General features: G+C 62.3%; 20 protein-coding genes, 1 tRNA gene and 1 pseudogene. 16 read left to right on the top strand and 6 right to left on the bottom strand.

The genetic code is table 11. The features are described 5' to 3' along the window. Positions 1 to 91: 91 nt before the first annotated feature. Complete coding sequence (locus tag IEX24_RS10850) at positions 92 to 1,339, bottom strand: Na+/H+ antiporter NhaA (RefSeq protein ID WP_188677994.1); 1,248 nt, start codon at positions 1,337 to 1,339, stop codon at positions 92 to 94. A 136-nt stretch (positions 1,340 to 1,475) separates the two neighbouring features. Here IEX24_RS10850 and IEX24_RS10845 point away from each other — a divergent pair, with 136 nt between their 5' ends. Both IEX24_RS10845 and hisS read left to right on the top strand, forming a co-directional pair. Then, positions 1,476 to 2,189 carry a nucleoside triphosphate pyrophosphohydrolase gene (locus tag IEX24_RS10845; protein ID WP_229715237.1) on the top strand — a complete coding sequence of 238 codons (714 nt, stop codon included), beginning with the start codon at positions 1,476 to 1,478 and terminating at the stop codon, positions 2,187 to 2,189. A 27-nt stretch (positions 2,190 to 2,216) separates the two neighbouring features. Then, the gene (gene hisS / locus IEX24_RS10840; protein ID WP_188677993.1) at positions 2,217 to 3,491 is read left to right on the top strand and encodes a histidine--tRNA ligase; all 1,275 of its coding nucleotides are present in this window, start codon (positions 2,217 to 2,219) and stop codon (positions 3,489 to 3,491) included. Positions 3,492 to 3,523: 32 nt separating this feature from the next. Here the strand turns inward: hisS and IEX24_RS10835 are convergent, their stop codons facing one another. Next, positions 3,524 to 4,030, bottom strand: coding sequence for an SHOCT domain-containing protein (locus IEX24_RS10835; RefSeq protein ID WP_188677991.1), 507 nt, complete (start codon positions 4,028 to 4,030; stop codon positions 3,524 to 3,526). A 332-nt stretch (positions 4,031 to 4,362) separates the two neighbouring features. Between IEX24_RS10835 and IEX24_RS10830 the strand changes: the two genes are divergently transcribed. The 7 genes from IEX24_RS10830 to IEX24_RS10800 all read left to right on the top strand — a co-directional run bounded on the left by IEX24_RS10830 (position 4,363) and on the right by IEX24_RS10800 (position 10,742). Beyond that, positions 4,363 to 4,800, top strand: a complete 438-nt coding sequence (locus IEX24_RS10830; RefSeq protein WP_188677988.1) for a MarR family winged helix-turn-helix transcriptional regulator — start codon at positions 4,363 to 4,365, stop codon at positions 4,798 to 4,800. Between the two features lie 144 nt (positions 4,801 to 4,944). After that, entirely contained in the window at positions 4,945 to 6,225 is a 1,281-nt protein-coding gene (eno, locus tag IEX24_RS10825) for a phosphopyruvate hydratase (protein ID WP_188677985.1), read from the top strand. A gap of 32 nt (positions 6,226 to 6,257) precedes the next feature. After that, positions 6,258 to 6,851 (top strand): FtsB family cell division protein, encoded by a 594-nt coding sequence (locus IEX24_RS10820; protein ID WP_188677982.1) that lies wholly within the window; start codon positions 6,258 to 6,260, stop codon positions 6,849 to 6,851. Between the two features lie 7 nt (positions 6,852 to 6,858). Next, the gene (locus IEX24_RS10815) at positions 6,859 to 7,392 is read left to right on the top strand and encodes a DUF501 domain-containing protein (protein ID WP_188677980.1); all 534 of its coding nucleotides are present in this window, start codon (positions 6,859 to 6,861) and stop codon (positions 7,390 to 7,392) included. Between the two features lie 109 nt (positions 7,393 to 7,501). Continuing rightward, on the top strand, positions 7,502 to 8,908 hold the full coding sequence (locus IEX24_RS10810) for an NAD(P)/FAD-dependent oxidoreductase (protein ID WP_188677977.1): 1,407 nt from the start codon (positions 7,502 to 7,504) through the stop codon (positions 8,906 to 8,908). Positions 8,909 to 8,919: 11 nt separating this feature from the next. Then, positions 8,920 to 8,993 (top strand) — tRNA-Leu (locus IEX24_RS10805). Between the two features lie 255 nt (positions 8,994 to 9,248). Then, positions 9,249 to 10,742, top strand: coding sequence for a DUF1254 domain-containing protein (locus IEX24_RS10800; protein ID WP_188677973.1), 1,494 nt, complete (start codon positions 9,249 to 9,251; stop codon positions 10,740 to 10,742). Here the strand turns inward: IEX24_RS10800 and IEX24_RS10795 are convergent. Beyond that, the gene (locus IEX24_RS10795) at positions 10,729 to 11,424 is read right to left on the bottom strand and encodes a tyrosine-type recombinase/integrase (protein WP_188678251.1); all 696 of its coding nucleotides are present in this window, start codon (positions 11,422 to 11,424) and stop codon (positions 10,729 to 10,731) included. The genes IEX24_RS10800 and IEX24_RS10795 overlap by 14 nt on opposite strands. A 341-nt stretch (positions 11,425 to 11,765) precedes the next feature. Here IEX24_RS10795 and IEX24_RS10790 point away from each other — a divergent pair, with 341 nt between their 5' ends. Together IEX24_RS10790 and IEX24_RS10785 are read left to right on the top strand one after the other, a co-directional pair. After that, on the top strand, positions 11,766 to 12,698 hold the full coding sequence (locus IEX24_RS10790; protein WP_188677969.1) for a TolB family protein: 933 nt from the start codon (positions 11,766 to 11,768) through the stop codon (positions 12,696 to 12,698). After that, positions 12,692 to 13,369 (top strand): endonuclease/exonuclease/phosphatase family protein, encoded by a 678-nt coding sequence (locus tag IEX24_RS10785; protein WP_188677966.1) that lies wholly within the window; start codon positions 12,692 to 12,694, stop codon positions 13,367 to 13,369. Before IEX24_RS10790 ends, IEX24_RS10785 begins: the two co-directional genes overlap by 7 nt. A gap of 79 nt (positions 13,370 to 13,448) precedes the next feature. On the opposite strand, the gene IEX24_RS10780 is transcribed toward IEX24_RS10785, so the two are convergent. Further along, positions 13,449 to 14,183: an SDR family NAD(P)-dependent oxidoreductase gene (locus IEX24_RS10780; RefSeq protein ID WP_188678249.1), complete on the bottom strand. Its 735-nt coding sequence runs from the start codon at positions 14,181 to 14,183 to the stop codon at positions 13,449 to 13,451. Between the two features lie 2 nt (positions 14,184 to 14,185). After that, complete coding sequence (locus tag IEX24_RS10775) at positions 14,186 to 14,797, bottom strand: NADPH-dependent F420 reductase (RefSeq protein ID WP_188677964.1); 612 nt, start codon at positions 14,795 to 14,797, stop codon at positions 14,186 to 14,188. 128 nt (positions 14,798 to 14,925) lie between these two features. Between IEX24_RS10775 and IEX24_RS10770 the strand changes: the two genes are divergently transcribed. The 4 genes and pseudogenes from IEX24_RS10770 (at position 14,926) to IEX24_RS19575 (ending at position 16,850) form a co-directional block, all read left to right on the top strand. Further along, entirely contained in the window at positions 14,926 to 15,585 is a 660-nt protein-coding gene (locus IEX24_RS10770; protein ID WP_188677961.1) for a TetR/AcrR family transcriptional regulator, read from the top strand. 20 nt (positions 15,586 to 15,605) lie between these two features. Continuing rightward, complete coding sequence (locus tag IEX24_RS20050; RefSeq protein ID WP_372435698.1) at positions 15,606 to 16,103, top strand: GNAT family N-acetyltransferase; 498 nt, start codon at positions 15,606 to 15,608, stop codon at positions 16,101 to 16,103. A gap of 227 nt (positions 16,104 to 16,330) precedes the next feature. Then, a pseudogene (locus IEX24_RS20045) lies at positions 16,331 to 16,663 on the top strand (phosphorylase family protein); the annotation flags it as partial. A gap of 13 nt (positions 16,664 to 16,676) precedes the next feature. Continuing rightward, entirely contained in the window at positions 16,677 to 16,850 is a 174-nt protein-coding gene (locus IEX24_RS19575; RefSeq protein ID WP_229715235.1) for a nucleoside phosphorylase-I family protein, read from the top strand. A 28-nt stretch (positions 16,851 to 16,878) separates the two neighbouring features. On the opposite strand, the gene IEX24_RS10755 is transcribed toward IEX24_RS19575, so the two are convergent. Next, positions 16,879 to 17,727 carry an NmrA family NAD(P)-binding protein gene (locus tag IEX24_RS10755; RefSeq protein ID WP_203585900.1) on the bottom strand — a complete coding sequence of 283 codons (849 nt, stop codon included), beginning with the start codon at positions 17,725 to 17,727 and terminating at the stop codon, positions 16,879 to 16,881. Positions 17,728 to 17,827: 100 nt separating this feature from the next. Here IEX24_RS10755 and IEX24_RS10750 point away from each other — a divergent pair, with 100 nt between their 5' ends. Continuing rightward, a complete protein-coding gene (locus tag IEX24_RS10750; protein ID WP_188677955.1) occupies positions 17,828 to 18,733 on the top strand; it encodes a LysR family transcriptional regulator in 906 nt (301 codons plus the stop codon). Position 18,734 lies beyond the last annotated feature (1 nt).

Genomic DNA, 18,734 nt, shown 5'->3' with positions numbered 1-18,734 from the left:
GGCGTGTCCGCTCCGGCCGGTGGAAAAATCGAGCGGTTCGGTCACCCGACAACGCTACCCGCCCGTGCGCGCCAGTACGCTGACCTGTCGCTCACTCGGCGAACGGCGAATCTGCTGGCGCCGCGTCGTCTGCATCGATCGAAGCCGCAGCCATCTGCCCGCTGCGATACGCCCGCGACCGCCCCGACACCAACAGCGACGCCACCACGATCGACACTGCCGACCCCAGCAGCACCGCGAGCGTACCTTCGTCGATCACCTCGTCGATGCCCTTGAACGCCAGCTCATTCATCAGCAGAGAGACAGTGAACCCGATACCACCGAGCCCCCCGATCATCACCAGATCGGGCAACGTCAGCACGCTCGACGCGGGCGCGCGCCGGCCCACGAACCGGCTGCCCAGCCAGCCCGCTACCGTGATTCCCACGAGTTTGCCCACCGGCAGCGCCACCAGAATTCCCCAGAACGCTGGGCTCAGCTCGCTGATTCCCACCGACGGAATCGCCACCAGCGCCGCCGAGAACGCAAAAAGCGGCAGCACGATCGCGTTCGACCACGGCTGCAGCGCATGCGCCGAACGCGCAGCGGGCTTCGCGGCCATCACCAGCCCCAAAGCGACCCCCGCGATGGTTGCGTGGATGCCCGACTGATAGGTCAGATCCCACGTCAGTAATGCAATCAGCACCATCACGACGCCAATGAGTATTCGTACGCCTCGCCTGGTCAGGGCACCGGATGCTCCTGCCCGAGAACCTCTGCCGAGCATCCAACTCAGCACACCAAACGCCGCGACACACACCGCCGCGCTCGCCAGCGCCGGCAGGTTCAGCGAGGTCGTGAAGAAGACCGCGATGATGAGAATGGCAACGAGGTCGTCGAGCACCGCCAAGGCCAGCAGAAACACGCGGATCTTGGTGGGCAGAGTGCGCCCGAAAATAGCCAGCACGCCCAGGGCGAAGGCGATGTCGGTGGCGGTGGGAATCGGCCATCCGTCGCCGTAGGGGCTGCCGAGGTTGAAGAGCAGGTAGACGCCGGCTGGCACGACCACGCCGCCGAGCGCCGCGATGGCCGGCAACAGTGCTTTGGCAGGCGAGTTCAGCGAGCCGGCAACGAGTTCGTGTTTGAGCTCGACGGCCACGATGAAGAAGAAAACGGCGAGCAGGCCGTCGCTGGTCCAGTGCTCAACCGAGAGGTCGAGGTTGATCGCCGGAAAGCCGATGTGCGCCGCGTTCGCATTCAGCAGCGCGGTGCCGAAGCCGGTGTTCGCGAGAATGAGCCCGAGGGCGGCCGCGACCAGCAGAATGGCGGCCGCGTTGCGTTCGGATCGCAGAAAGCTCATACGCTCATCCTGTCAGGGTTGCTGTCGCACCATCAGAGTGGATGCTCGTCGGCATGCCCTTTCGGCTCGGGGTGATCATGACGCAGCAGGGGCTACAGTCGAATTCAGCTCCGACCGTGCCGACCAGAGGATTTTCGTGGCAACCGAATCGAAACTCGACGAACTCATCGCCGTCACCGCCCGCCTGCGCGCACCCGGCGGATGCCCGTGGGACGCCGAGCAGACCCACGAGTCTCTCGTGAAATACCTCATCGAAGAAACCTACGAACTCGTCGACGCCATCGAAACCGGCACCCGCGACGACCTACTCGAAGAACTCGGCGACGTGCTCTACCAGGTCATCTTCCACGCCGACCTCGCGGCGCACACCGCTGGCGAGCAATTCGATATTCACGACGTCGCCGCACACATGACCGCGAAAATGGTGGGCCGACACCCGCACGTGTTCGGCGAGGTGAGGCTCGAGACGGCAGACGACGTGGTGGCCGTATGGGATGACCTGAAGGCGGTCGAGAAACCCTCTCGCACGAGCATCCTCGACGGAATACCGCAGGGCATGCCCTCGCTCGCCCTCGCCGACAAACTGCTCGGTAAGGCTGCGAAGATCGGGCTGCTCGACGCCGATGCTCCGCAGAGCATCCCGGTCGCCTCAGAAGACGAACTCGGGCCGCTGCTGCTCGCCATCGTGGCATCTGCAAAGGCGCAGGGCCTCGACGCCGAGCGTGCGTTGCGTTCGACGCTGCGCGACCTTCAGTCTGAAATTCGCGAGGCCGAAGTGGATGCCCGGCAAACACCATTCGACCCAGACTCGTCAGACGCCGGCGTCATCGCGTTCCCCGCGGCCGACTGACCCAGCCCGGGCTGGCACAATTGAGGCATGGCCCAAGCAATAACCCCGCCCCGCGGCATGCGCGACTTTCTGCCCGCCGAGAAGGCGGCTCGCGAGCGTGCGCTCGGCATCATCCGCACCAGTTACACCGCCCACGGGTTCGACGAGATCGAGACGCCCGTGATGGAAGACATCGAGCGCCTGCACTCCGGCCTCGGCGGCGACAACGAAAAGCTCAGCTTCAGCGTACTGAAGCGCGCCATTCCGGGCCCCGAGCTGGCCACCGCGGCGGCGAATGACGACCCGCAAAGCCTCGCTGACCTGGGCCTGCGTTTCGACCTCACTGTTCCCCTCGCGCGGTTCTACGCCAGTCACCGAGCCGAACTGCCGAGCGTCTTCCGCTCAATTCAGATCGCACCCGTCTGGCGTGCCGAACGCCCGCAGAAGGGGCGGTACCGCCAATTCGTGCAGTGCGACATCGACATCATCGGTGAAAAGAGCCAGCTCGCCGAGGCCGAGATCATCACCGCGACCCTCGCCACCCTCGACGCCCTCGGGCTCGAGGGCTGCACCATTCGCATCAACGACCGGCGGCTGCTCACCGAGATGCTGAACGTGTTCGGGTTCGGTGCGGCCGAGCATCCACAGGTCTTGATCACCGTCGACAAGCTCGACAAGGTGGGCCCCGACGGCGTAGTCGCAGAATTGCGCGAACGCGGCGCAACGCCCGAGGCCGTCGACGCCCTCGACGCCTTCTTTCACCGGGTCACCACGCTCGAGTTCAATCCGTTCGGCGTGCGTGCCATCACCAAGGCGCTGCCGCACGGAGTCGACGAGGTCCTCATCGCCGAGCTCGCGGCCCTCGCCGAGGTCGTAGACCCCGAGCTTCTCGTTTTCGACCCGTTTCTCGTGCGCGGCATGGGCTATTACACGGGCACCATCTTCGAGATCGCCCACCCCGACTTCTCGTTCTCGCTCGGCGGGGGAGGCCGTTATGACGGCATGATCGGCCGTTTCCTCGGTCAAGACGTGCCCGCGTGCGGTTTCTCCATCGGTTTCGAGCGCATCGTCGACCTCTTGCAGGCCGAACAGATCGGGCTACCGGATGCTCTGCTGCTGCTGCACGAATCAGACGCCACCCCGGCTCAACTGCTCGGCCTCAAGACGCAACTCATCGCGGCCGGCACCCGTGTGCGCCTCGAACGCCGCACCAAGAACACCAAGGCGCAACTCGACCGCGCCGCGGCCTCGGGCTACATCACCTTCGCGTTCGTCACCTCAGACACCCACGACATGGCAGACCTGACCCCCAAACCCCTCTAACGTGAAGTCCAGTTTTTACGCCACCAGCGACATTAGAGGCTGAGGAGCTTCTGTTTCTGAGCCTCGAACTCAGCCTGCGTCAAAATTCCACGATCGCGAAGGCTGGCAAGCCTGTCTAATAGGGGTGCGACGTCGGTTGTTTGGGCGGGGCGCGACAGAGGTGCAGATGAGGAGCTGGCCGCGGCCATCAGACCATCGAAGTTGCGCCACAGAGCTTCTGTGTCCACTTGGGATGAATCGATCGGTGAGCCGTTTAGAGATATCTGCTGACGCTCATCGCCCTGGGCGGGCGTTTCTTCGACGTGTGCGGCCGACCGGTCTGGCGCTTTCATTTGTGCGGCGATATCTTCTGCGCGACGATGGCCCGACTCAGGGCCCGAGTTGAGTTGCTGCCACAGAATGGTGAACTTCTGGGGATTCGCGGGATCTATCGACGCGGGCAATGTCATTCCGGGTTCAGGCCATTTTGACGTCACGATCGCATGCGAGTAACGGGCAGCAACCGGTGTCAAACCTGGAGCCGAGAGCACCACATCCATGTCGCAGTAGCCTTGCGCGGAGCTGGCCCATTGCCGATGCGATCGTACTGTGACAACGTACGCCGAACCAACTACTCCATTGCGAACGCTTTTTGGCCGAGCGTTACGTCTGGTCGTGACAAGAATCACGCCGACTAGAATCACGGGTAGGACCGCCAAAACCCACAAAGCCATGAAAAACTCCCAATGTTTCACCCGAGCGCGACAATTTCCCGACAAGAAGTCGGCCAAATGCTCGTATATGAGAATACATCACTGTTTTATCGAATGGCTGGGTAAGCGCTGAGCGAACGGTTTTGGTTTATATATAGTTCGGCTATACAATAAATCAAGTGAACAGCGAATTATCAGCACTTTTGGGCGACCTCGTAACCGTCACCCACCGTCTTACCCGTCTCGCGGCCCAGGCCACGGGAGAAAACACCTCACCTGCGGCCTGGCGCACTCTGAGCGTTCTGACATCGGCCGGCCCCATGCGCCTCGGCGAATTGGCCGCCGCGAGCCGCGTCAGCCAGCCCACGATGACCAAGATCGTGCGGGGCCTCAACGAACTCGAGTGGATCAAGCGCATCGCCGACAGCTCAGACGCCCGCGCCTGGCAGATCGCCATCGCCCCCAAGGGTCAGATCGCGCTCGACGACTGGCGCTTCCGCCTCGGTGTCGCCCTCGAACCCCTCTTCGCCGACCTCTCCAGCCGCGAGGTCGACGTGCTCGCCGAGGCGACAGACCTCATCGGCGACCGCATGGGCGTTCAAGAACTCGCCGCCTGACCACTTCTTCACAGGGTGACGTTTGCACGATCATCCACAGGTCGAAGGCCCCGACTGCAGGCGTTCTCAGCGAGTCGTTAGACTGGGCGGCGGATGCACGCTGAACGCGTCATCCGTCATTTTGAACCCTGAGGAGACAATCCAGTGGCATTGATCGAAGCTGTAGGTGCTCGCGAAATTCTTGATTCGCGCGGCAACCCGACCATCGAGGTCGAGGTTCTGCTCGATGACGGCGTGGTTTCACGCGCCGCCGTACCGTCTGGCGCATCGACCGGGGCTTTTGAGGCCTACGAGCTGCGCGACGGTGACAAAAGCCGTTACCTCGGCAAGGGTGTTCTGAAGGCAGTGGATGCCGTGATCGACGAGCTCGGCCCGGCACTCGAAGGCTTCGACGCCAGCGACCAGCGCCTTGTCGACGGCGCAATGATCGCCCTCGACGGCACCGAGAACAAGAGCCGTCTAGGCGCGAACGCCATTCTCGGCGTCTCGCTCGCTGTGGCCCGTGCCGCGGCCGACTCGGCCGACCTGCCGCTGTTCCGTTACGTCGGTGGCCCGAACGCCCACGTTCTGCCGGTGCCCATGATGAACATCATCAATGGTGGCTCGCACGCCGACTCGAACGTCGACATTCAAGAGTTCATGATCGCCCCCATCGGCGCCGAGACGTTCGCTGAGGCGCTGCGCTGGGGCGTTGAGACCTACCATGCCCTGAAGTCGCTGATGTCGAGCAAGGGCCTCTCCACGGGCCTCGGCGACGAAGGCGGCTTCGCGCCGAACCTCTCGAGCAACGCAGCAGCGCTCGACCTCATCGTCGAAGCGATCACGAAGGCCGGCTTCACCCCCGGCAAAGACATCGCTCTGGCCATGGACTGCGCTGCGAGTGAGTTCTACAAAGATGGCGCGTACCAGTTCGAGGGCAAGGCGACTACGGCGCAGCAGCTCAGCTCGTACTACGAGAACCTGCTCGCGAACTACCCGCTGGTCTCCATTGAAGACCCGCTCGAAGAAGACGACTGGGAGGGTTACCAGCACCTCACCGGCGAAATCGGCAGCAAGGTGCAGCTCGTCGGCGACGACCTGTTCGTCACCAACCCGACTCGCCTTGCGAAGGGCATCTCGCTCGGAGTCGCCAACTCGCTGCTGGTGAAGGTGAACCAGATCGGTACGCTCACCGAGACGCTCGACGCGGTCAGCCTCGCCCAGCGCAGCGGTTACACCACCATGATGTCGCACCGTTCGGGCGAAACCGAAGACACCACCATCGCCGACTTGGCCGTTGCCACGAACTCGGGTCAGATCAAGACCGGTGCGCCTGCCAGAAGCGAGCGAGTCGCTAAGTACAATCAGCTCTTGAGAATAGAAGAAGAGCTGGCCGAAGCCGCCGTCTACGCGGGCCGCACCGCGTTCCCGCGCTTCACGGCCTGACCTCTCGTCACGGGCTAAGTGCAAGGAAATTCATGAGGCCACCGGCCAAAACATCAGCGACAGGTTCTTCGCGCCCGGTGCACGTCACCGGCCGGGCTCCCGCTGGTGCGGCGGCCGGTGGTTCCGCATCGACGAACTGGCTGCGCAGCATTCGGTTCTCGGGGTTCACCGTGCTCATGCTGATTGTGCTCGTGCTGTTCGTGGTCATCGTCGCTCCGGGCGCGCGTGTGTTCATCGAGCAGCGTCAGCAGATCGCAGACCTGCAGAACAACCTGCAGTCGGCCCAAACGCAGAACTCCACGCTCACAGCCCAGGTTGCCCGGTGGAGCGACCCGGCCTACATCAGGGCCGAGGCACGCGAGCGGCTCTATTTCGTGATGCCCGGCGAGACCAGTTTTCTCGTGCTCAATGACACGGCGCCCAATGCGACCGGTTCGAGCGCTCCGGTCAGTACGAGCATCCAATCGACCCGGAGCAATTGGATGGCCGCCCTGTTCGCCTCGGGCATGACAGCGGGTTTGAGCAACCAGACCCCCGACCAGCTCGGGGCTGCGACGCCGGCTCCCGCCGACCCCGCGACGCCCGCCCCGGCGACGCCCGCCCCCACCCCAGCACCAACACAGTGAGCACTTCATGACCACCCCACCGTTCGACCCGCCAAGCGAGGCCGACATCGCCACCGTCTCAGCTCAGCTGGGCCGCCCGGCACGCAACGTTCTCGGCATCGCGGCTCGCTGCGTCTGCGGCGCGCCGACGGTGGTCGCTACTGCGCCTCGACTCGATGACGGCACGCCGTTTCCGACGCTGTACTACCTGAGCCACCCCGCCGCCACGGCTGCCATGTCAGACCTCGAGGCGACACAAGTGATGCCCGTTCTGCAAGACCTGCTCGCTACTGATGAGACCGTGCGTGATGCCTACCGTCTCGCCCACGAGACCTATCTCGCAGACCGCGAGGGCATCGCCGTCGTTCCCGAAATCGAAGGCATCTCGGCCGGCGGAATGCCGGTTCGGGTGAAGTGCCTGCACGCTCTTGCGGCGCACTCGCTCGCCGCGGGGCCGGGTGTGAACCCCATCGGCGATTTGGCGCTGGCGCAAGGTGACTGGTCGCCGCTCGTCTGCCAGTGCGTCGACTACAATAAAGACAGGGCCAGTGCGGGCCAATAACATGCTTCGTCGCTCGTCTTCGGCCGATCATCGATTGGTAGTCGGTTCAGGGGGCGTGTGGCGGAGGTAGTAGCCTATGGCTATACCTTCACTGAGGAGATCTATCACTGTGCCCAAAATCTTGATCGTCGGCGGCGGTTACGCCGGCTTCTACACCGCTTGGAAGCTTGAAAAATGGCTTCGCGCAGGCGAGGCAGAAGTCACTGTCGTCGACCCTCTGCCCTACATGACCTACCAGCCGTTCTTGCCGGAGGTCGCGTCGGGTTCGATCGAGCCCCGTCACGCAGTGGTCTCGTTGCGCCGGCACCTCAAGAAGACCAGGGTCATCGCGGGCAAGGTCGAGAAGATCACGCACGCTGAAAAAACGGTCACCATTCTGCCCAACGCGGGCGAGCAATACGAGCTCGACTACGACATCATCGTGGTCACCGCCGGCGCCGTTTCGCGAACCTTTCCGATTCCCGGCATCGCCGACGAAGCCATCGGCCTCAAGACCATCGAAGAAGCGACCGCAATTCGCGACCGAATTCTGACCAACTTCGACAAGGCCTCACAGCTGCCCGAAGGCCCCGAACGCGATCGCCTGCTCACCTTCGTCGTCGTGGGCGGCGGATTCGCGGGCATCGAGATCTTCGCCGAAATGCGTTCGTTCGCCAGCGCTCTGCTCGACAAGTACCCTGAGCTCGAGTTCGAAGACACCCACTTCCACCTCATCGAGGCCATGGGCCGCATCATGCCCGAGGTTTCGGTGAAGACCGCGAACTGGGTGGTCAAGAACCTCGCCGAGCGAGGTGCCGAGGTTCACCTCGAAACCCAAGTGCAAGGCGCTGTCGGAGGGCTCGTCGAGCTCTCGACCGGTGTCTCGTTCGAGAGCGACACCATCGTCTGGACGGCCGGCGTCATGGCCAGCCCCATGCTCAAGAACACCGACCTGCCCACCGAAGAGCGCGGTCGCCTGCGCGTTCGCCCCGACCTTCGCGTGCACGACGATAAAGACGAGGTCGTCATCGACGCCTGGGGTGCCGGTGACGTTTCTGCTGTTCCCGACCTCAGCGGTGGTGGTGTCGGCGGCTTCTGCGTGCCGAACGCTCAGCACGCTGTTCGCCAGGGCAAACAGCTCGCGAAGAACCTCGTTTCAGAGCTTCGTGGTGAAGACCTCAAAGACTACGAGCACAAGAACCTGGGCGCGGTCGCCGGCCTCGGGCTCGGCGTGGGCGCCTTCCAATCGGGCAAGATCGGCATCACGGGCCTTCCCGCGTGGTTCATGCACCGCGGCTACCACGGTCTCGCCATGCCGAGCTGGGAGCGCAAGTTCCGTGTCGTCTGGGGTTGGGTGCTCAACTTCTTCCTCGGCCGAGACATCGTCTCGCTTGAGGCTCGCGTGCACCCCCGCGCGGCGTTCGAAGAGTTTGCCTCACGCCCGCGCGTGGCTGTCGCTGCCGAGCCGGCTGCTGCAGGGCATCCCGGCCCCGCCGGCGCACCCGTGCCCGTAGGCGGCGCTGTCTCGAAAGAGTAGCTGCACAGGTCGCCCCCATAGCCCAATTGGCAGAGGCAGTCGACTTAAAATCGACACAGTGAGGGTTCGAGTCCCTCTGGGGGTACTCAGCTCGAAGGCCCTTCTTCCCCTTATTCATGCGGAAGTGGGGCCTTTTTTGTTGCATCTCCGAGTGGTAATCAGATCACCCTGGATATCGGTTGATCATATGGAGTGGTTTCAGGCTTGCTCTAGCGTTTCTGGAGTGTTCTCTTCGGATAGTTCAGAAATCGAGGCTCGAGGACTATCGCGGAGTCAGAGCACTAGCATCTACGCTCAGACTGTCGGAAAAACCGACGTTGCTCTACGAGGAGGCATCTGGATGACTGAGCACATCAGCGTTGAGCAGACGGCGACATCGTTCCTTCCTGGTCACCCCAACCTGCCCCACGCGGCAGGGGTCTCGGCGCAGTCTGCGAGCGAGAATTATGTCGAGGCGCTCGCCCGTGTGGTGTTCTACTGGGCCTACCCCGGCGTTGATACGTTCGGGCGCACGAATGTGTGGCAGATCATGGCCGGTCAACGCGGCACCATGCTCGGAATCTTGCCGGGCGGGCCGAAGAACCACACCGGCGGCCTCGGTGACTACATGAGCCCTGCGCAACGCTGGGTCGTGACGCCGAACTATGACACGATTTACGGCGCCGGATTCTTCGACCTCAGCAGCGAGGCCGTGATCGTTCAGACTCCAACCGACGTTCCGGATGGTCACTACTGGACCATCCAGATCGTTGATGTGATGACCAATGTCGTGCATCAACTCGGCTCTGCCTCGGCCACACCGGGGGGTAAATTCTTGATGGTGGGGCCGGAATGGGCCGGCGAAGTGCCAGACGGATTCCTCGGACTGCTGCGCATGCCTACCGAGGTTGGTGCGGTGCTGCCCCGCAGCTTCGCAACACAAAACCCAGAAGGCAAACAGCGCGCTCGAGCGGTGCTGAATCAGTTGGGCATGTATCCGTTCAGCGAGAACACCGAGGGGCAGTTCGATTTCGCCTACGACAGTTACGCTCGCAACGCAGTGTTCCCGCCCGGCGTCACGGCTGAGATGATTGCGGCTAACCCGTCGGCGAGCCGACCCGACTGGGTGAAACCGCAATCGTTCTGGACCGATCTTGAATCGATGCTCGAGCTCGTCACGCACTTCGGGCCCGACGACGCTCCGATGGCCGATCAGGCGCGCGCCCTCGTGGCTCTCTACAAATCGAACGACAACTATCGGGGAATCCTCGATCGTGTCGCAACCGCGGCGTACACCGATCTCCACGCCGCGGCGAACTACATTCAGGCTGGGCTCGACGTCGGAAACGGGTGGCGGCGCCAGCCCAACGGCGGCCTGTGGGAATCAGACTGGTACGGGCGAGCCATCGCCGCGGTCATCTACATTTTCGTCAACGACTATCACGAAGCTCTGTACCTGACACGCGGGCTCGACAGTGACGGTCAGGTGCTGAGCGGTCTCGAGGACTACACGGTCACCTTCGATGCGGACGATCTGCCACCCGTTGATGCGTCACGAGGCGGCTTCTGGTCGATCACCATGTATAACGCCGAAATCTTTATGCTCGCCAACCCGAGCAACGGTCGCGTCAACCTTGGTACGGCGTATCTGGATGCTGGTGCGTTGCGCATCATCGACGGAAAGCTCACGCTCTACCTCGGTGCGGCAGTGCCCGAGGCCGACGACGCACGAGCGAACTGGCTTCCAGCGCCCGACGGATCGTTCTGCCTTGCGGTGCGTGCATACGTACCGGATGAGTCACTCATCGGAGGCAGCTACCTCATGCCAGATGTGATTCGCGTCAAAGACCGGTAGTGCTCAGCACTTCAAACTCGATTGATCGGCCCGGGGAGAGTGTCGCAGAAATCGCAGAGGCTTTTGAACGCGAGCGAGCATCGTTGAGCGCGTCAGTGACTGCGTCGAGATCGTCGTCGAAAAGATCGGCATAGGTGTCGAGTGTCATCGCGGCCGACTTGTGGCCGAGCATCCGTTGTACGGCCTTCACGTTTGCTCCAGCGCTGATCGCAAGGCTCGCAGCAGTGTGCCTCTGGTCGTGGAGCGTAATGCGCGGAAAGGAGGGATCTGCTGTCTGAAGTCGGCGAATCGCGTAGTCGTACCAGCCGTCTCGGGACGACGGCGTTCCGAGGTGAGTGATGCCGTCACCGAACACAAGCTGATCGCGTGACTTCCCCTCGCATAACCGCGCCAACGGCTCGGCGAGGAATGAGGGATGGGGCACGCTTCGAGCCTCGTGGCCCTTCGGAGTGCCGACAATAATTCGGCCACCGACGCGTGACGAGTGCACCTGCACGAGGACTCGTCGGCGCAGTGTGTCGAGCGATCCGACTCGCTTCTCAATTGCCTCACCCCACCTCAGGCGCGTGTAGGCGAGGAACAGCACGAGTGTCTCGTTCTGACCACACTTAGCGTCCAAGCGATCCGCCTGTTCGTGGGTGAGATAGACACGGCGTTTCGGTGTTTTTGGGGGGACGTTTATTCCTCGGGCTGGGTTCGCTCACCCGCCAACGCTAGCTGGAATCCTCAACGGAACGAGGTATGGAGTTGACTTCAGTGAGATCCGACGTTGAGCCAGGCTGAGGCGACCTGTTCGGCAAGGGCTGTTGCCTCAGTAACCTGAATATTGTAGAAAGCACGCGCTGAGCTGGAAAAGGTTCAACGATTCCCGGCGGAGGTTCGTTTGCTCCGAGATGAGAACTGATGCACAGCTTCAGGATCCACATCGCTAGCGACGTTTCGGCACGCGATGGTCTGGCTGCTGAGTTGGTCGCGGAGCCGCCCGGCGATTGCTTGATCTGCATTCGATAGAAAGACGGCACCATGGCACGCACACTCGCGCGAGGGCAACTGGCACGCATCCTCACCCTCGACGTAAACACGGGGGAGGAGCAGGTGCGTTTCGAGTCGCGCGAGATTCTGTACGAGGCCCCCAACTGGTCGCTCGATGGCTCGACGCTCTACATCAATGGTGACGGGCATCTTTTCCGGCTCGAACTCCGTGACGGCGCAGAGCCCGAGCGCATCGACCTGGGCGATATCCCCGAACTCAACAACGACCATGTGCTTGATCCCGACGGCGAGCACGTGTTCGTCTCCGCACAAGACCGGCACATCTATCGGGCCCAGCTGACGGGCGGGCCACTGACACGCGTAACGAACGACAACGACGGTCGACTGCATTTCTTGCACGGTGTTAGTCCCGACGGATCGACCCTCGCCTATATCGGCATCGCAGCACCTGCTGACGGTGTTTGGTCGCCAGCAAACGTCTTCACGGTTCCTGCTGCGGGCGGCACCGACACCCAGCTGACAGACGACGAGTACCCCGACGACGGGTCTGAGTACTCACCCGACGGCGAGTGGATCTATTTCAATTCCGAGCGCGAGCGCACCCGACCAGGTCACGCACAGCTCTTCCGCATGCGCCCAGACGGATCTGGCGTAGAACAACTGAGCGACGACGAGCGGGTCAACTGGTTTCCGCACATCTCACCCGACGGCACCACGATTGCGTACATCAGCTTCCCACCAGAAACCGAGGGGCATCCGGATGATCGTGAGGTCGTTCTTCGACTCTGCGACCCCGATGGGTCAAACGTACGTGACCTGCGGCACCTGTTCGGCGGGCAGGGCACAATCAATGTGCCCAGCTGGTCGCCAAACTCCACCCACATCGCGTTCGTCGAATACCCCATCGAGACAGCAACTGCTAAGTTGCTAAAGAGTGGACCGGAAGGATATCCACAGTGCTGAAAGTGCTCAGCTATAACCTGTGGCAAGGGCGCGCTCAACGCGAACTAGAGTCGCTCGTCACGACTCACTCTCCCGACGTTCTCTGTCTTCAGGAAGCCCACTCGTCGAGCCTGCCGACCCGGCTCGGCAACCTGACACTGGCATCCGGAACGACGGGTAACCGTCTTGCTGTAGCGCTTTACGCACGCTCCGACCGCTTCACTGTCGAAGCGGCAGCGAAGATCAAACTGTCTATCTCGCGCCATGACCGACTCGTCGGCGGAACCGAACACCGACTGGTCACAGCGCGAGTGCACGACAGACAGACGGGTCGACGCTTGGTTCTGGGCTCGTTCCACGGCACGCCGTTCACCGACTCCAATGCGTTCCGACGCCTTCAGGTCGACGACGCCCACGAAGCTCTCCGAAAGCTGGGACCGAGCCTGCCCGCGGTAATGGCCGGTGACTACAACCACCCCATCCTGCTGAGCATGCTCCGACGCCACCTCAAACGTCGCGGCTTCACCGTCGCCCGCACATCGACCAGCACGTACAACAAGAATCGAAGCCTCGTACGAGGCAAGTTCGACCTCGCCACCGCCTCTGGGCTCGATGTCAGCGGCGCCGACGTGCTGCCCCGAGGAGCATCAGACCACCGCCCGGTGCTTTTCACCTTCGAGTACACCCGCTGAGCCGACACTCGGTCGAAAGTCAGCCGATAGCGAAGGCCGGCCCCGAGATGCGGGTGGGCTTGGCCACCCGCATGACGGTTCAGATCACTGTGCTGCCGCCGTCGGTGACCAACTCCAAGCCGTTGACGTAGCTCGAGTCATCCGACGCGAGAAACAACGCGACCGACGCGATTTCGTCTGGTTGGCCCATTTCGCGCCGCGGAATCACCGACTCGAACATTGCCTTCATCTCCGCATCCATCACCTGCTCCAGAACCGGCGAATTCACTTGCCCTGGGGTCAGCACGTTCACCCGAATCTTCCGGTCTCTCAGCTCAGACACCCACACTCGCGCATAGGCGAGCTGCACGGCTTTGCTCGCCGCGTACACGCTCCAGTCTGGGTAACCTCGAAGTGACGCATTAGACCCGGTCATGAAGATCGAGCCTCCGTCGTTGAACAGCGGCAACGCCTTTTGAACCGTGAAGAGGGTGCCACGTGCATTGACCGAGAAGGCGGCATCGAAGTGCTGCTCGGTGATTTCACCGAGCTTGCCCTGTTCGCCAATTCCGGCGCTGGCCCACAGAACGTCGATCGAACCCTTCTCCTGTTTCACCGTCTCGAATAGTCGGTCGAGGTCGTCGAGGTTCGCCGAATCGGCCTGCACCCCGGTCACGTTTCGGTGAATCAGTTTCACCGCCTTGTCGAGTGCGTCTTGCCGCCGGCCCGAAATGAAGACATGCGCCCCTTCTTCAACGAACAATTTGGCGCCGGCCAGAGCCATGCCACTCGTCGCACCGGTGATCACTGCAACTTTGCCATCGAGCTTTCCCATGGTCACTCGGCTCCCAACGTGATGCCGAAGCCGCCACCGTTTCGAGCTAAGCCCATGAGCAGGATGCCCGCCCATTCGAGCGCGTGGGTTGTCTCTAGCCCGCCTGCATCGAGGGGCCGCAGGCCCATGCTCTCCAAGAGTGCCGAGACGCGCACCCTCGCCTTGGCATTGCCGCCGGCAAAAAACACGTCTAATTTCCGGTCGGATGCCAGCACGTCACGGAAAATCGTATTGAACGCCTTCACAACCTGCGTGTCGGCGGGCGCGACCGCAGCGATCTGCTGGGTTATCGAATTGCCCGGGGTCGTGACCACTCCACTTGCGTCTGCGTTGAAGGGGTTGGTGATCTCGATGATGATCTTGCCTGCCAGTTTGTCGCCGTAGTGCGTGACGATGTCGACGGCGCTGGCGTACAGAACGGCGAGAAAGACAATGTCGCCTGTAGGTTTCGTTCCATACTCGGCGACCGTGGCTCCGTGGCCGATGTCGTCAGCGGCTGCCCGAGCTTGGACAGAGTCGCGGCCCAATATTTCGACGGTGTGGCCGTGTGCTGCGGCGCGGGCGCCGATGGCCGTGGCCATGTTGCCGGAGCCGATGATGCTGATGGTGGTCATAACCCGTATTCCTTCGTGACGTATCGATCAATTGAGTGGGGGGATGCCCTAATGTGAGGCACCCCTCCGGTGATGATGTAAACCTGAGGGGTACCTCCCCTTATTCCCGATCGGAGTAAAGTGGTTTCATGATCGGTCAGGTCGAGCAGACTCGAATGCCGCGGCGGCGCGACGCTATTGAGCGCCACGATCGACTTGTCGCTGCGGCGCAGCAGGAGTTCGCCGTTCGAGGCGTAAACGCTTCGCTCGAAGCAATAGCACGCGATGCGGGCGTGGCAATCGGCACGCTGTACCGTCACTTTCCCACCCGAATGGATCTGCTCCTGGCAGCTTTCGAGCCTCGACTCCAGGAGTTTCTCGAAGGAGCGAAACTATCCATCGAGATCGCTGATCCCTGGGAGGGGTTCGTCTCCTACCTGGAGAACCTGTTCAGGGTGCAGGCAGGAGACCGGGGTTTCAACGACTTCCTTTCCCGTCGCTTCCCCGGCAATGCTGAGACTGAGCGGATTCACGACCAGATGTGTCTGCACATCGCGAGCGTGCTCACCCGAGCACAAAAAGCGGGGCAGGCGCGCTCAGACATTAGATTGGCCGATATCGTCAACCTCATCTGGTCGAACGGCCGCATGATCGACGCCACGGGCACCACGGCTCCCAACGAGTGGCGACGCCACCTCTACCTCATGCTCGACGCCTACCGCGCCGAACGCGCGCATCCGCTCCCTGAACCGCCCATGACAGACGAGCAGCTCTATGACGCGATGGTGCATCTGGGCAACGCAGACTAGAGAGCGCGCCGACCATCCATATGTCTGTTTCTCTGCTCGCTGTCGACGAATCCTCCGTGGCAGCGCTACGGCGATTGTGGCAGCTCTGTCAGCACGATCTTTCTGAGTTCCGCGGCACATATCCGGGCACAGATGGCTGCTTCAAGACCGATCGCCTCGAGTCGTACCTCGGAGACTCCAACCGCAGCGCCCATCTGATCTTCAACGACGCTCATGTGGCTGGCTTCGCTCTGGTTCGCGGCGTCACCGAAGACTCGCGTGCTCTCGGCGAGTTCTTTGTCACGCGCGCAGCGCGGCGTGCAGGAGTCGGTCGCGATGCCGCGCACCAAATCCTTCGCAGCCATCCGGGTAGATGGGCGATCGCATTTCAGGACGCGAATGCTGCCGCGGCACAGTTCTGGCCAAACGTCGCACGAGCCCTCGTCGGCACTGCTTGGACGCTGGAACACCGCCCTGTACCAGGCAAGCCTGACGTTCCCCCCGACGCGTGGATCGAATTCGAGCTACCCCAGTGCTGAGTAGGTAGACACAAGCCGCAGACGCCGCGCAGACGTTGGCGGCGCGCCGGTGCCCCTGAGCGAACAAGCGCCGGGGCGAAGTCTTCTCGTCTCCTCCGGTTGGAAACGATCAGTCGGAGTCATCCAATGAACATAACGTTTCGAGTACCAGGTGATTATCGGAGCTATGCCGGAACCCGCGTCGCTATTGTCTATCACGGCAGCGGCCCGGTTTCGATTCGGTCGCGATCGAGGAGCTCGCGCGCCTTGGGGTGTCTTCGATCATCCGTGCCGGCAACTCAGGCGGCCTCAGCCCCAAGGTTTTTGTCGGCGATATCGTCGCGGTCACATCTGCAGTCCGCGCCGAACGGATGCTGCTGGATTATGTACCGCCGGAGTACCCGGCATCAAGTGACCGCGAACTGGTCGGCCGCTTGGTGCACGCGGCGCAATCGCTTGGCGTCGGTGCGCGAGTTCACGAAGGCGTGGTCGTATCGGTCGCCAGTTTCTATGCGGGAAGCGGAATGCCGACCGCGGCCGGGGTGATCAACCACGATCAGATCGCGAAACTCAGGTTGTGGCAGCACCTCGGCGTTGAACATCGACGCGGAATCGTCGACAGTGCTGGTTCTCGCGTCGATCTTCGGAATGAAGGGCGGCTGCGTGCTCGGAATCGGCAATCACATCGACACCGGTGCTGGGCACCACCTCACCAACACCAAATCACTCGCACAAATCGCGCTGAACGCACTCACGAAAACCAGCTGACACGGGCTTCTCGAACGGGTTACGAAGTTCAGTGAGCAACCGCGAACGCGGGTCGGTAGTCGGCTGCGAAGGCGCGGAAAGAGAGCGCCGGGCGCCCGAGAAGGTTCGCCGCGTCGGAGGAGAGCCACTCAGCGTCTCCGTCAGCGATGAGGCTGAACGCCTGCGCATTTTGAGTGGCGATCGTGGGGGGAACTCCCGCCTCGATCATCGCCGCCTCGTCTTCGGCACGGGTTCTGGTGGCAAAGGTCACCGGATGATCGAGCGCGTCGGCGAAAATCGCGGCCACATCACCGTAGGTGAGAAGTTCAGGGCCGGTGAGCCAGTACGTTTTCGCGAGATGCGACTCCGGCGCTGTCGCAATCGCGGCCGCGACGTCGCCTACGTCACGAGCATCGATGAATCCGACTCGGCCAGCACCTGCCGATGAGGCGAGATGACCGGTCGCGATGGCGGGCGCGAGCGCCAGAAAGTTCTGCATGTACGCGTTCGAACGAAGCAGGGCATGCGGGATGCCCGAGGCAATCAGTCCGGCCTCGATCTCGCTCTGGCCGCGGCGACGCGCGATCGGCGAATCGGCTGACGCCTTGCTCGTGGCCTTGACGATGAAACCGACGCTGGTCGCCGCCGCGCATTCGATGACCCGAAGCTCCTGGTCGGGAATGGCCAGGCTCACGAGCACCACCGTGTCGACGCCGTCGACTGCGGCGGCAACCGACACCGTGTCGGCCAAATCGCCTTCTACGAGCTCGGCCCCGGCATCCTTGAGAATCTCGTGTCGTTGTGGGTCGCGAACGAGAACGCGTACGTCATGCCCAGAGCGGGCGAGCGTGAGAGCTGTTTGGGTGCCGACCTTGCCGGCAGTGGTGACGAGAATCATGATTTACCTTTTCGAATGTTTCGACTCTTTCCATCCTTTTCGATGCAATAGAGCTGATCAAGGGGCGATTGCCGAGCGCAACGATTAGTCTCAGTAATTGATGTGGGATGAATTAGAACTACGCGACCTGCGAGTGTTTCTCGTGCTCGCCGAAGAGTTGCACTTCGGGCGTACTGCGTCGCGGCTTTATCTCTCGCAGAGTCGGGTCAGCCAGAGCATCCGCTCACTCGAAGCGCGTCTCGGCAGCAGGCTCTTCGAGCGCACCAGTCGCCGCGTCGAACTCACGCCTGTGGGTGCTGAATTTCGAAAGCAGGTTGGGCCGGCGTACGAAAGTCTGCGCGACGCTGTCATGTCGGTGTATGAACGAACGGCCAATCGTGTGACGGGAGTGCTTCGGCTCGGGCTGCCCAATCCCGCCAGTGGGGGCCCGCGCCTGGTCGAGATCGTACGCCGGTTTCGCGAGGCCAACCCTCTCTGCGAGGTTCGAATCGTTGCCTCAGACATGCTCGAGAGTCCTCTGCAGCACCTGCGACAAGGCAGCCTCGATGTCGTTGCGTTTCGACTTCCGCTCGATGACGACGATCTCGAGATTGGGCCGATTCTCTCGACCGAGTCCCGGGTTCTGCTCGTCGCTGCCGATGACCCGTTGGCAGCGCGCGACTGGGTCGACTACGACGACGTTGGCGAGCGGCCGGTGTCGCGCAACCCGTTTTTTCCGACGGAGATGATGGACGAGTTCATTCCACCGATCACCGCTACCGGGCGGATGCTCAACCGCATCGACAACGTCAGCATCGAGCAGCTCATGCTGCGCGTGGCACTCGGAGAACAGGTGCATCCCACAGTGGCCAGCTGGCTCGAGTATCATCCCCACCCCGGCGTGAAAGCCGTCGCCATTCGTGATCTGCCGCTGACCCGCACCGCGCTCATCTCCTTGAGATCGGTGCACAGCCCACGGGTCACCGCCTTCATCAACGCGGCTCGTGACGTGCTCGCCGAGGCGTAGT

The sequence above is a fragment of the Subtercola lobariae genome (assembly GCF_014640255.1).
GTDB classification, from domain to species: Bacteria; Actinomycetota; Actinomycetes; order Actinomycetales; family Microbacteriaceae; genus Subtercola; species Subtercola lobariae.
Note: the sequence above shows the minus strand (reverse complement) of the source record. Positions and strands in the feature narration are given on the sequence as shown.